At 53.6% G+C, this 12,397-nt stretch carries 13 protein-coding genes; 3 read left to right on the top strand and 10 right to left on the bottom strand.

The window, feature by feature from the left end; all coding sequences use genetic code 11:
- Window positions 1-51: 51 nt before the first annotated feature.
- From PCI15_RS03185 to nrdR, 8 genes are all read right to left on the bottom strand, one after another.
- Window positions 52-543: a phosphatidylglycerophosphatase A family protein gene (locus PCI15_RS03185; protein ID WP_271272922.1), complete on the bottom strand. Its 492-nt coding sequence runs from the start codon at window positions 541-543 to the stop codon at window positions 52-54.
- A complete protein-coding gene (gene thiL / locus PCI15_RS03180; RefSeq protein WP_271272921.1) occupies window positions 540-1,514 on the bottom strand; it encodes a thiamine-phosphate kinase in 975 nt (324 codons plus the stop codon). Before thiL ends, PCI15_RS03185 begins: the two co-directional genes overlap by 4 nt.
- A 13-nt stretch (window positions 1,515-1,527) precedes the next feature.
- Window positions 1,528-2,013, bottom strand: coding sequence for a transcription antitermination factor NusB (nusB, locus tag PCI15_RS03175; protein ID WP_271272920.1), 486 nt, complete (start codon window positions 2,011-2,013; stop codon window positions 1,528-1,530).
- A gap of 5 nt (window positions 2,014-2,018) precedes the next feature.
- Window positions 2,019-2,492 carry a 6,7-dimethyl-8-ribityllumazine synthase gene (gene ribH / locus PCI15_RS03170; RefSeq protein ID WP_271272919.1) on the bottom strand — a complete coding sequence of 158 codons (474 nt, stop codon included), beginning with the start codon at window positions 2,490-2,492 and terminating at the stop codon, window positions 2,019-2,021.
- 64 nt (window positions 2,493-2,556) lie between these two features.
- On the bottom strand, window positions 2,557-3,675 hold the full coding sequence (gene ribBA / locus PCI15_RS03165; RefSeq protein ID WP_271272918.1) for a bifunctional 3,4-dihydroxy-2-butanone-4-phosphate synthase/GTP cyclohydrolase II: 1,119 nt from the start codon (window positions 3,673-3,675) through the stop codon (window positions 2,557-2,559).
- A gap of 66 nt (window positions 3,676-3,741) precedes the next feature.
- Window positions 3,742-4,401, bottom strand: coding sequence for a riboflavin synthase (locus PCI15_RS03160; protein ID WP_271272917.1), 660 nt, complete (start codon window positions 4,399-4,401; stop codon window positions 3,742-3,744).
- A gap of 51 nt (window positions 4,402-4,452) precedes the next feature.
- Window positions 4,453-5,628, bottom strand: a complete 1,176-nt coding sequence (gene ribD / locus PCI15_RS03155) for a bifunctional diaminohydroxyphosphoribosylaminopyrimidine deaminase/5-amino-6-(5-phosphoribosylamino)uracil reductase RibD (protein WP_271272916.1) — start codon at window positions 5,626-5,628, stop codon at window positions 4,453-4,455.
- Entirely contained in the window at window positions 5,618-6,091 is a 474-nt protein-coding gene (gene nrdR / locus PCI15_RS03150; RefSeq protein ID WP_271274575.1) for a transcriptional regulator NrdR, read from the bottom strand. The genes ribD and nrdR overlap by 11 nt, the downstream gene beginning before the upstream one ends.
- A 342-nt stretch (window positions 6,092-6,433) precedes the next feature.
- On the opposite strand from nrdR, the gene ettA reads away from it, so the two are divergent.
- Complete coding sequence (gene ettA / locus PCI15_RS03145) at window positions 6,434-8,092, top strand: energy-dependent translational throttle protein EttA (RefSeq protein WP_271272915.1); 1,659 nt, start codon at window positions 6,434-6,436, stop codon at window positions 8,090-8,092.
- Between the two features lie 192 nt (window positions 8,093-8,284).
- On the top strand, window positions 8,285-8,647 hold the full coding sequence (locus PCI15_RS03140) for a PilZ domain-containing protein (RefSeq protein ID WP_271272914.1): 363 nt from the start codon (window positions 8,285-8,287) through the stop codon (window positions 8,645-8,647).
- Here the strand turns inward: PCI15_RS03140 and radA are convergent, their stop codons facing one another.
- Window positions 8,648-10,036 (bottom strand): DNA repair protein RadA, encoded by a 1,389-nt coding sequence (radA, locus tag PCI15_RS03135; RefSeq protein WP_271272913.1) that lies wholly within the window; start codon window positions 10,034-10,036, stop codon window positions 8,648-8,650. It abuts the gene before it with no gap.
- 168 nt (window positions 10,037-10,204) lie between these two features.
- Here radA and PCI15_RS03130 point away from each other — a divergent pair, with 168 nt between their 5' ends.
- Window positions 10,205-11,482 carry an O-acetylhomoserine aminocarboxypropyltransferase/cysteine synthase family protein gene (locus tag PCI15_RS03130; protein WP_271272912.1) on the top strand — a complete coding sequence of 426 codons (1,278 nt, stop codon included), beginning with the start codon at window positions 10,205-10,207 and terminating at the stop codon, window positions 11,480-11,482.
- Window positions 11,483-11,557: 75 nt separating this feature from the next.
- On the opposite strand, the gene can is transcribed toward PCI15_RS03130, so the two are convergent.
- A complete protein-coding gene (can, locus tag PCI15_RS03125; RefSeq protein ID WP_271272911.1) occupies window positions 11,558-12,298 on the bottom strand; it encodes a carbonate dehydratase in 741 nt (246 codons plus the stop codon).
- Window positions 12,299-12,397: the final 99 nt, after the last annotated feature.

The following is a 12,397-nucleotide window of genomic DNA, read 5'->3' as shown; positions in this document are numbered from 1 at the left end:
ATCTTAAAATGCTTATCTGAAATTAAACTGAAAGTTCCGCTATAAAGATGCTCACTGAACGGTCATCAGCCAGCCGTAATATCCGACCTGCAAACAGGCCCACGCCATGATACCGGCCAGTACATCATCCAGCATGATTCCCAACCCGCCACTGACACGTTTATCCGCCCAGCCAATCGGCCACGGTTTCACAATGTCGAAAAAACGAAACAGGACAAACCCAATCACGATCCACAGCCAGCCAGCCGGGGCCATAAACATGGTAATCCAGTAGCCGACAAACTCATCCCAGACAATACCGCCATGATCATGCACCCCCATGTCTTCGGAGGTTTTACCGCACAAATAAATGCCGACAGCAAAGGTAACCAGCAACATCAGCGCATAGACCGTAGCGGATAAGGGTTCCAGTAATAAGTACAGAGGCACCGCGGCCAGTGTACCGAATGTGCCGGGCGCCTTAGGGGCTGCACCGCTGCCAAAACCAAAGGCCAGAAAGTGCACAGGATTACGCCAGACGGAGGCCGGAGTTGTGTTTTTCATGACTCTGCATGCTCAGAAAAATGATTAAAACCCCGCGCGGTTACCGGCCGTTCACCGGCAGCGTCCCGGACAAACAACCCCAGCTCAGCGCGAATCTCACCAACCTTCCAGACCGGCACATCATGATGCACAAGGCTATCCAGCACGGCTTCTTCATGATCCGGGGGAAGGGTAAAGCAGACTTCAAAATCTTCCCCGCCGGAACATGCCCACTCGACGGCCTTGTCTTCACCTGCAAAACGCCGCAGGGCCGGGGACAGAGGTAACTCTTCCAGTTCAATGCAGGCGCCCACGTGGCTGGCGCTGAGCACATGCTGCAGATCCGCCAGCAGACCGTCTGAAATATCAATGGCAGCAGATGCCTGACCGGTCAGCAGCTGTGCGGTACTCAGACGGGGCTCAGGGGCAAAAAAACGCCGCTGCAAATAGGCAACGTCTTCACTGTGTGGAATATTTTGCAACAGGGTTTCAAGCCCGGCACGGGAATCTCCCAAGGTGCCGGTTACATACACCGCATCACCGGGACAAGCACCGTCACGCCGCAGCGCCCTGCCATATTCCACCCAGCCGTGTACCTGTACCGTCAGCGTAAGGGGTCCTTTGGTGGTGTCACCGCCAACCAGCCGTACACCATGGCGTTCTGCCATCTTTGCCAGAGGTTCGGCGAAGGCAGCCAGCCATTCAGGGTCGGATTCAGGCAGCGTCAGAGCCAGCGTAAAGAAGCCCGGACGGGCGCCCATCGCTGCCAGATCACTCAGGGTGGCACCTAACAGGCGGGTAGCAATTTGTTGTGCAGGGGTATCCGGCAGAAAGTGGGTACCTTCCACCAGCGTATCAATTGAAAAAACCAGTTGCTGCCCCGGAGGCGGAGAGACAATGGCACAGTCATCGCCAACCCCCAGCTCAACGCAGCCGGAGCTGTCCTGGCCGAGATCGGAAAAATACTGACGTATCAGTTCAAACTCGTCCAAGAAACACTCCTGATCAGGACTTTTTAGCGTCACGCTTGGCGTTGATCTCGGTCATACGCACCCGCGCGGCCAGCTTGTCCAGAATACCGTTTACATAACGGTGGCTTTCGGTGGCACCAAAGGTTTTAGCCAGCTCAACACTTTCGTTGATAACAACCTTATAAGGCACAACAATCCGGTGTGACAGCTCAAAGCTACCGATACGCAGAACAGCCAGTTCAATCGGATCCAGATCCGTCACGGCACGGTCCAGAAACGGTTCGAAAGAAGCATCCAGATCACCGGCATGCGCAGGCACGCCGTGCAGCAACTCACTGAATAACGGGATGTCCGCACCGGACATATCGTTATCAATGCGGAATTGCAGCTCGATGTCGGTAACCGAGTTACCGGACATGTGCCACTGGTACAACGCCTGTAACGCGAAGCTCCGCGCGGCGCGACGCTTTTCGGTCAGCGACGGCTTCTTAGTCTTCTTTGGCGTAGGATTATCGCTCATCTCACTTACCCTTCAAGCTGGCGCAGCAAGCTAACCATTTCCAGTGCAGACAGCGCAGCTTCTGCACCTTTGTTACCGGCTTTGGTACCGGAACGTTCAATTGCCTGTTCAATGGAGTTTACTGTCAGGATGCCGTTCGCAACCGGAACACTGTAGTCCAGAGACACCTGTGCAACGCCCTTTGAGCTCTCACCGGACACATATTCAAAGTGCGGCGTACCACCGCGGATAACCGCACCCAGTGCGATGATTGCATCATCTTTCTTCTGTGCAGCCACTTTCTGTACCGCCAGAGGAATTTCAAAGGCACCCGGCACGCGGATAACACGAATGTTGCTTTCTTCAACACCGTGACGCTTCAGCGTATCAATTGCACCTTCCAGCAGGCTTTCAACAACAAAGCTGTTAAAACGGCCAACCACGATGCTGTAGTTACCGCCACCGGTCAGGAAATCACCTTCCACATACTGTACTGACATTTTCTCTTAATCCTATCGTCAATTATTCATCAGCGCTTATGGCTGCCCGGCAGCCATAACCGCATTATTCTTCACAGGTAATGTATTCAACAATTTCCAGATCAAAACCGGAAATTGCATTAAATTTCATTGGCGAGCTCAGCAGGCGCATTTTGCCCACACCCAGATCCCGCAGGATCTGCGAGCCGGTTCCCACCGTCAGATACGAACCGGACGCACTGACGTTCGCCGGACGGATCTTTTTATCTTTATTCAGCATCTGATTCAGGGCGTCACCCAGATCAATCCGCTCAGCTGTATCCAGTAACAGCACAACGCCCTTACCTTCTTCAGCCACTTTTTCCAGTGCGCGGCGCATGGTCCACTTCAGCTCTTCACCCTGGCTGGCACCGACCACATCACGCAACACCTCAGTGCGGCTGTGTACCCGGACAGGCGTAGGCTCATCCGCTGAAATGTCACCCAGCGTCAGCGCCAGATGAGTACAGTTCTGAATTTCATCCTGGAATGTAAAGCAAGTAAAATCGCCAAATTCGGTTGGCAGAACGCTCTCACTTTCCCGGACAACGGTATGTTCGTTGGTTGCCCGGTAATGGATCAGGTCTGCAATGGTACCGATCTTCAGATCATGCTTTTCAGCGAATACTTCAAGATCCGGACGGCGGGCCATGGTGCCGTCATCATTCATGATTTCAACAATTGCCGCTGCCGGCGTACAGCCAGCCAGACGCGCCAGATCACAACCGGCTTCAGTATGACCTGCACGGCTCAGAACGCCACCAGGCTGAGCCATCAGCGGGAAAATGTGTCCCGGTTGTACAATGTCTTCCGCCTTCACATTATGACGCACTGCAGTCCGTACTGTGTGTGCGCGGTCGGCAGCTGAAATACCCGTTGTCACACCTTCCGCGGCTTCAATAGACAGGGTAAAGTTGGTCGAGAACTGTGCACCGTTGCTCTGTACCATCAACGGCAGTTTCAGCTGTTCACAGTGCTTACGGGTCAGCGTCAGACAGATCAGACCACGGGCATGGGTCGCCATGAAGTTAATGTCTTCAGGACGTACCATTTCCGCGGCAATCACCAGATCGCCTTCATTCTCACGGTCTTCGTCATCCATCAGGATAACCATTTTACCCTGGCGAATATCTTCAATCAGTTCTTCAGGTGTGTTCAGATTCATCGATCCAAAACCTCAGTTCAAATATTGATGCCACCCTGCCGGTTAACAGCAGCATAGCGAAATGTATTACCGGTTCAGATAACCGGCCGCTGCCAGAGTGCTCATGCTGACACCTGACGTTTCAGTTTGTTCGGCGGTGCGGTTCAGCAGACGCTCCATATACCGGGCAATAATATCCACTTCCAGATGCACCAGACGCCCGGCCTGATACCCCGCCAGAATTGTTTCCTGTGCCGTATGCGGCACAATGTTCAGCTGAAAACTGTTGCCTTCCACCGCGGTGACAGTCAGGCTGGTTCCGTCAACTGTAATCGACCCTTTCGCCGCGATATAACGGCTGATATCGGCAGGGGCTTCAATCTCAAAACGGATCGAACGGGCATCTTCCTGACGGCTCTTTACCTTACCAAGGCCATCCACATGCCCCGTCACGATATGACCGCCCAGCCGGCCGCTTGGCTGCATAGCCTTTTCAAGGTTTACCTGCTCGCCGGGTTTTAAGTCAGGAAAACGGGTATGTGCCAGGGTTTCCCGGGACACATCCGCCCAGAAACCGTCACCGGGTAACTCTACGGCCGTCAGACAGACGCCGTTCACGGCAATACTGTCCCCCAGCGCCACATCACTGAGATCCAGCGAGCCGGTGCGGATATACAGCCGCAGATCACCCTGCACCTGCTCCGTGGCGGCAATACTTCCCAGCGCTTCGATGATTCCCGTAAACATATGTCTTATTAAATTCCTTTGTGCTGCCCATTAGCAGCCTGTTATCTCGGTTCAGCCAGCAGTATCAGAATGATTAACCGGCACCAATGTTAACCGGATATCATCTCCCAGAACCCTGCTGTCGGTCAGTGTTAAGCGTCGCTGCTGCTGCATTTTCTGCAACGGTAACTCAACCAGACTGCGGGCTTCACTGCCCAGCAATGTCATCGCCTGGTACAACACCACTTCATCCACCAGCCCCTGCCGGACAAAACTGCCTGCCAGTGTTGCGCCGGTTTCAACCAGTACTTCATTACACTGACGTTTCGCCAGTTCTTCTAAAACGGCCAGCAGGTCAAGACCTGCTTCTGTGCCGGCTAATTGTAACCACTCCAGCTCAGTGGATGTGTCCTGAGACGACGCCAGCTGGCTGAAAAACGCCGGACATTCTGCCTGGCTGATAAGCAGCGTTTTTCCCGGCTGACGTAAAACCTTCGCGTTTGCAGGTATACGCCCCTGACTGTCCAGCACCACCCGTAAAGGCTGACGCCGGCAAATCAGCTCAGCATCCGGTAATCCCAGCTGTTCAGCCCGCACGGTCAGAGACGAATCGTCCAGCAGAATTGAACCTATCCCGGTAATGATCGCTGAGCTACGGGCACGCAGTCGCTGAACATCCTGCCTCGCCTGAGGGCCAGTTATCCACTGGCTTTCACCACTGGCCATTGCGGTACGGCCATCAAGGCTGGCTGCCAGCTTAAGCCGCACAAACGGACGCTGCACACGCATCCGGCTGTTGAACCCGGGATTCAGACTCTCTGCTGCAGCATTCAGTAAACCACTGCGCACCCGGATTCCGGCATCTTCCAGACGTTTAATCCCCCGCCCTGACACCTGCGGGTTAGGATCAACCATACCGATTACCACGTCCGTCACGCCGGCTTTCACCAAAGCTTCAGCACAGGGAGGTGTCTTGCCAAAATGGCTGCACGGTTCAAGCGTGACATAGGCGGTTGCACCTGCCGCTGTTTCGCCGGCATCAGTCATCGCCTGCAATGCATTCACTTCCGCATGGCCTTCACCGGCGATCCGGTGGAAGCCTTCGCCGATCACCACACCGTCGCGGACCAGCACACATCCCACCCGCGGATTGGGCTCCGTGGTGTACAGGCCACACGCTGCCAGTTCAACTGCCCGCGCCATATAACGGTGATCATCCGCAGACCAGCTTTGAGTCTTAATCGACATCCGCGCTGTCCTTCGCTTCAGACAAACGCTCAATCTCTTTCTTAAACTCGTTTATGTCCTGGAAACTGCGATACACAGAAGCAAAACGTACATAAGCCACTTCATCCAGCTTACGTAACTCGCGCATGACTTCTTCACCAAACATACGTGATACCAGCTCCCGCTCTCCGGTCGCCCGTAAACGGTGTTTAATTCGGCTGATGCAGGATTCAATATCTTCAACGCTGACCGGCCGCTTTTCCAGCGCCCGCTGGATACCGCCGCGCAGCTTATCTTCATCAAACGGCTGGCGTGAACCGTCGGCCTTAATGACCTTAGGCATTAACAGTTCAGCCGTTTCGTAGGTGGTGTAACGCTCGTGACAGCTCATACATTCCCGGCGACGACGCACCTGCTGGCCTTCAGCCACCAGACGGGAGTCGACCACCTTGGTTTCATGGTCACCACAGAACGGACAATGCATAGAACCAACCTCAAAGAGCGTCAGGGCCGTCTTTTGAACGGCCATTGCGGTGGCCATTTCAGCCGCCGCAGTCAGATAGAACATCAGCGCCGGCGGATAAGCCTTACGCAGATACAAAAAAGGCAGACATTATACGCGAAGTTTAGCCGTAATAGCAGGCGCTGCAGCAGAGAAATTCGGTCATTTTGATAATTTATCAGTTTCCCTCTGCTCGCATCGGCAAAGCCTGGCTCTGTGCCTAGCTTTACCGTCAGCCTGAAGCTAAAATATGCAGCAAATTTCAGGCTGCCGACTTCCCTACTGACCGGCAGAATCCCTTACATCCAGCATACAGGTTCTGTAATGGCCCAGTTCGTATACACCATGAACCGGGTGGGCAAAGTTGTCCCACCCAAACGTGAAATTCTTAAAGATATCTCCCTGTCTTTCTTCCCGGGAGCCAAAATCGGCGTACTGGGCCTGAACGGTTCAGGTAAATCCTCCCTGTTACGGATCATGGCAGGTATCGATAAAGACTACCTGGGCGAAGCACGCCCGATGCCAGACCTGAACGTTGGCTACCTGCCACAGGAACCTGAGCTGGACAACACCAAGAGCGTACGGGAAATTGTTGAAGAAGCGGTTTCCGATGTTAAAGATGCTCTGTCCGGCCTGGATGAAGTGTATGCAGCCTATGCAGAACCTGATGCGGACTTTGATGAGCTGGCGAAACGCCAGGCCGAATTCGAAAACCTGATTGCCGCCAAAGACGGCCATAATCTGGAACGCACCCTTGAAGTGGCTGCTGAAGCACTGCGTCTGCCCCCCTGGGATGCCCGCGTAGAGCACCTGTCCGGTGGTGAGCGGCGCCGTGTTGCCCTGTGCCGCCTGTTACTGGACAAGCCGGACATGCTGCTGCTGGACGAGCCGACCAACCACCTGGATGCAGAATCCATTGCCTGGATCGAACGCTTCCTGCAGGAATACCCGGGTACCGTGGTAGCAATCACCCACGACCGTTACTTCCTGGACAACGCTGCCGGCTGGATTCTGGAACTGGACCGCGGCCATGGCATCCCGTACGAAGGTAATTACTCTTCATGGCTGGAACAGAAAGACAACCGCCTGCAGATGGAAGCCAAGCAGGAAGCTGCGCACCAGAAAGCGATCAACTCCGAGCTGGAGTGGGTACGCCAGGGTCAGAAAGGCCGTCAGGCTAAATCCAAAGCCCGTCTGCGTCAGTTTGAAGAAATGAGCTCCCGCGAATTCCAGACCCGTAACGAAACTCAGGAAATCTACATTCCGCCAGGGCCACGCCTCGGTGAGAAAGTTATCGACCTGAACAATGTCAGCAAAGCCTTTGGTGACAAAGTACTGATTGAAAACCTGAGCCTCAGCGTTCCTCAGGGTGCCATCGTCGGCATTATCGGCGGTAACGGTGCAGGTAAATCCACCCTGTTCAAACTGATTACCGGCGCAGAACAGCCTGATTCCGGCAGCATTGAGATCGGTGAGACGGTGCAGCTGGCATACGTGAACCAGGACCGTGATCTGGATGGCAGTAAAACTGTCTGGGAAGAAATCTCTGACGGGCAGGACAACATTACTGTCGGTAACTACAGCACTTCATCCCGTGCTTACTGTGGCCGTTTCAACTTCAAAGGCTCTGATCAGCAAAAATTCGTCAAAGACCTGTCCGGCGGCGAGCGTAACCGCCTGCACATGGCCAAGCTGCTGAAAGAAGGCGGCAACGTTCTGCTGCTTGACGAACCGACCAACGATCTGGATGTTGAAACCCTGCGGGCACTGGAAGAAGCACTGCTGGCCTTCCCGGGCTGTGCCGTTGTTATTTCCCACGACCGCTGGTTCCTGGACCGTGTATGTACGCACATGCTGGCTTACGAAGGCAACTCTGAAGCTGTATTCTTTGAAGGCAACTACACCGAATACGCTGAAGATTACAAACGCCGCCACGGTAAAGACCACCAGCCTGAGCGCATCAAGTACAAGCGTCTGGCGTAAGCACTTAACGCCAGCGCTTATCTGAAAAACCGGCTGATTCAGCCGGTTTTTTTATGCCTGCAGAAAAATCTTCCGTGTTTTAACAGGGTTTAAATTACCCAAGTTAGGTTGTACTCTTAAGCGAAGTAGGCAAGTTATTATCCAATGTCACTATTTCTGCAGTATTAGTGATCCACAGCAGGAGTGCAGCCCGTGCAAGAACGACGCCGGTTTAAACGCATTAAATTCGATGCTCAGACAGAAATCATTGATGACGAGCATATCTGGCCAGTCCATCTGCTGGACCTGTCTTTTAAAGGTTCACTGGTTGAAGTAGACGAGCCCGTGCCGATCGAACTCGGCACTCAGGTAACCCTGAAGATACATCTGGCCGCCAATGACATTCTGATGGAACTGCCCTCCACCCTGATGCATCAGGAGGGCAAGCAACTGGGCTTCCACACCAATAACATCACCATTGAAAGCATTTCCCACCTGCGCCGCCTGGTCGAACTCAACCTGGGTGATGAGACCTTGCTGGAACGGGAACTGGAACACCTGATGGATGAGACGTAATCAGATTGCATCCAATGCTTCTGATAAACGACTGACACCGATCACCTTCATGCCCTTTGGCGTCGTCTTAGGGGCATTAGCCTTCGGCACAATCGCCCGGGTAAAACCGTGCTTGGCCGCTTCGCGAATCCGGTCCTGACCATTCGGGACCGGACGTATCTCTCCCGACAGCCCCACTTCGCCGAAGACGATCAGATCCTGCGGTAACACCCGGTCACGGAAACTGGAAACAACCGCCAGCAACAGCGCCAGGTCCGCTGAAGTTTCCAGCACTTTTACCCCGCCCACCACGTTAACAAAAACATCCTGATCGCCGGTCTGCAAACCGCCATGGCGATGCAGCACCGCCAGCAACATTGCCAGCCGGTTATGTTCCAGACCGACAGCCACCCGCCGGGGGTTATTCATATGGGTCTGATCCACCAGCGCCTGCACTTCCACCAGCAACGGCCGGGTACCTTCCCACACCACCATCACCAGACTGCCCGGGCTGGGCTGCTCGCCCCTGTTGAGGAAAATTGAACTGGGATTCTTTACTTCTTTCAGGCCGTTTTCCAGCATGGCAAACACCCCCAGCTCATTCACCGCGCCAAAGCGGTTTTTATGGCTACGCAGGGTACGGAAACGGCCATCGCTGTCACCCTCAAGTTGCAGAGAGCAGTCAATCATATGTTCGAGGACTTTCGGACCGGCCAGGCTGCCATCCTTGGTAACATGCCCCACCAGAAACAGCACCGTGCCCGTCTGCTTGGCAAAGCGGGTCAGATACGCCGCCGCTTCACGCACCTGCGAGACACTGCCCGGGGCAGAAGTCACATCCGCCACGTGCATCACCTGAATGGAATCCACCACCAGCACTTTCGGCTTCAGGGTTTCTGCCACTGCACATATTTCTTCCACGCTGGTCTCAGACAACATTTTCAGATTCTGCGCGCTGATCCCCAGCCGGTTGGCCCGCAAAGCTACCTGCTGTAAAGACTCCTCGCCGGTGACATACAAAGCCGGCATTTGCTGGGCCAGATAACACATGGTTTGCAGCAGCAGGGTACTTTTACCAGCTCCCGGGTGACCGCCAATCAGAATGGCAGAGCCGGGCACAAGACCACCGCCTAATACCCGGTCAAGCTCACCGGAGCCCGATCCGAAACGCGGCATTTCTGCCAGATCCACCGACGCCAGATCGGTGACTTTATTATGCGGCAACCCACCGGATCCAGTACTGCCGGCATAGCTATCAAAACGCGCACCACGGGAACCGGTCTGCTTGGCACTGCTCAGGCGAATTTCCGTCAGGGTATTCCATTGCATACAGGCAGTACACTGCCCCTGCCACTTGGTGTAATCCGCACCACACTCATTACACACATACGCAGTTTTCTGCTTCGCCATGAATAACCCCTGATTTTCCCGTAAGAAACACTTCTGATCCGATCAGGCATTCTAAACAAAAGCACCGGCCACTGGCAGTAAAAACACCGGCTTTCTTTATTCCGTAAAGGGATTACAATCGAAAACGCTCCGCGACATTCTTACGTTACTATTTTGAAGGATCAGACAATGAAACTGGAAACACTCGCCGTGCATGGCGGCTATACCCCTGACGAAACCACCAAAGCAGTTGCTGTACCTGTCTATCAGACAGCGTCTTACGCTTTTGACAGCGCCCAGCACGGTGCCGATCTGTTTGACCTGAAAGTGCCGGGCAATATCTATACCCGTATCATGAACCCTACCACGGATGTACTGGAACAGCGCGTAGCCGCGATGGAAGGCGGTGTTGCGGCTCTGGCGGTCGCATCAGGCATGGCGGCCATTACTTATACTATTCAGACACTGGCGGAAGTCGGCGACAATATCATTGCCACCAGCGAACTCTATGGCGGCACCTACAATCTGTTTGCCCACACCCTGCCCCGCCAGGGCATCGAAGTACGCTTTGTGGATAAAGATGATTATGCAGCCATCGAAGCAAACATCGACGGTCGCACCAAAGGTATTTTCTGTGAGTCCGTAGGCAACCCTTCCGGCAGCATTGCCGACATTGAAAAACTGAGCGAGCTGGCCCACCGTCATGGCGTACCGGTGATTGTGGATAACACCGTTCCAAGCCCTGCCCTGTGGCGCCCTATTGAGCACGGTGCCGATATCGTCGTACAGTCTGCTACCAAATACATTGGCGGCCACGGTAATTCCATCGGCGGTGTGATCGTAGATTCAGGTAACTTTCCATGGGCAGAGAACAAAGCGCGCTTCCCGCTACTCAATGAACCGGATATTTCTTACCACGGTGTTGTATACACTGAAGCATTTGGCCCTGCGGCCTTCATTGGCCGCTGCCGGGTGGTGCCTCTGCGTAACATGGGGGCCGCTCTGTCCCCGATGAATGCTTTCCTGCTATTACAGGGTATGGAAACACTGCCGCTGCGGATGGAGCGTATTTGTGAAAACAGCGCCCGGATCGCTGAATTCCTGGAACACCATGATCAGGTTGAGTGGGTAAACTACGCAGGACTGAGCAGCCATAAAGATAACGCACTGGCTGAAAAGTATATGAACGGACGGGCTTCAGGCATTCTCAGTTTTGGCCTGAAAGCTGGCCGGGAAGGCACCCGTCGTTTCTATGATGCGCTGAACGTATTCCTGCGTCTGGTGAACATCGGCGACTGTAAGTCCCTGGCGTCTATTCCTGCTGAAACCACTCACCGTCAGCTAAACGATGATGAACTGAAAGCCGCCGGCGTCACACCTAACATGGTGCGTTTATCAGTGGGCATCGAACACATTGATGACTTGCTGGCTGATCTGGAACAGGCCTTCAACGCGGCACAAGAGTAAAAGTAAACGGTTACGCAATCAAAAAAGCCCTGTCAGGCATGCCTGACAGGGCTTTTTTTAAACCAGAATGACAGGTCAGTCTGCTTTGTTAAATACCTGCTGAACACGGGCCCACAGTGAACGGGCACTCTTGCCCTTATTGCTGGAGGCCATGGCCAACTCGCGTAACGCTTCAATTTTGCTAAGTGCCAGTTTGTACTGTTCAGGTACATCATCTTTACCGGAGGCATTGAATTCCAGATCATTCACCAGACCGTCGTTCAGGCCATATACCCAGCCGTGTACTGTCAGTTTCTGACCCGCCGCCCAGGCTTCCTGAACAATGGTGGAATCACACACATTGTAAGCCTGCTCGATCACGTTCAGTTCGCACAGCCGGTCCAGCTTCTGATGGGAATGATCCCAGGCAGATAACAGATCCTTATGATGGACATATACATTACGGATATGTCGCAACCAGTTATCAATCATACCGTTTGATTTGTCAGCAATAGATGCAGCCACACCACCACAGCCGTAGTGGCCGACGACCAGAATGTGCTCAACTTTAAGTACCTGTACAGCATACTGAATCACCGACAGGCAGTTCATATCACTGTGAATTACGAGGTTAGCAACATTACGGTGCACAAACAGCTCACCCGGTAACATACCCACGATTTCATTGGCTGGTACCCGGCTGTCAGAGCAACCGATCCAGAGATATTTCGGCGACTGTTGCTGCGCCAGTGTTTCGAAGAACGCAGGATCTTCCTTATTGATCTTCTCCGCCCATTCTTTATTACTTTCAAGTAAATCAGTAAGTCGATTACTCATAACACCCTTTGGAACCCGAGTTAAGTTTGCCTTTTATACAATCCATTACAGTTTGTGTGCCTTCCAAGGCATAAACGAAGAGGGCTATATAGCCCCCTT

Source organism: Aliamphritea hakodatensis, from assembly GCF_024347195.1.
GTDB classification, from domain to species: Bacteria; Pseudomonadota; Gammaproteobacteria; order Pseudomonadales; family Balneatricaceae; genus Amphritea; species Amphritea hakodatensis.
Note: the sequence above shows the minus strand (reverse complement) of the source record. Positions and strands in the feature narration are given on the sequence as shown.

Bases quoted from the DNA above. Each gene is read 5' to 3' on its own strand.
- PCI15_RS03185 (WP_271272922.1), bottom strand. From the start codon at position 543: ATGAAAAACACAACTCCGGCCTCCGTCTGGCGTAATCCTGTGCACTTT.
- nusB (WP_271272920.1), bottom strand. From the start codon at position 2,013: ATGAGCGATAATCCTACGCCAAAGAAGACTAAGAAGCCGTCGCTGACC.
- ribH (WP_271272919.1), bottom strand. From the start codon at position 2,492: ATGTCAGTACAGTATGTGGAAGGTGATTTCCTGACCGGTGGCGGTAAC.
- ribBA (WP_271272918.1), bottom strand. From the start codon at position 3,675: ATGAATCTGAACACACCTGAAGAACTGATTGAAGATATTCGCCAGGGT.
- PCI15_RS03160 (WP_271272917.1), bottom strand. From the start codon at position 4,401: ATGTTTACGGGAATCATCGAAGCGCTGGGAAGTATTGCCGCCACGGAG.
- ribD (WP_271272916.1), bottom strand. From the start codon at position 5,628: ATGTCGATTAAGACTCAAAGCTGGTCTGCGGATGATCACCGTTATATG.
- nrdR (WP_271274575.1), bottom strand. From the start codon at position 6,091: ATGCATTGTCCGTTCTGTGGTGACCATGAAACCAAGGTGGTCGACTCC.
- ettA (WP_271272915.1), top strand. From the start codon at position 6,434: ATGGCCCAGTTCGTATACACCATGAACCGGGTGGGCAAAGTTGTCCCA.
- radA (WP_271272913.1), bottom strand. From the start codon at position 10,036: ATGGCGAAGCAGAAAACTGCGTATGTGTGTAATGAGTGTGGTGCGGAT.
- PCI15_RS03130 (WP_271272912.1), top strand. From the start codon at position 10,205: ATGAAACTGGAAACACTCGCCGTGCATGGCGGCTATACCCCTGACGAA.
- can (WP_271272911.1), bottom strand. From the start codon at position 12,298: ATGAGTAATCGACTTACTGATTTACTTGAAAGTAATAAAGAATGGGCG.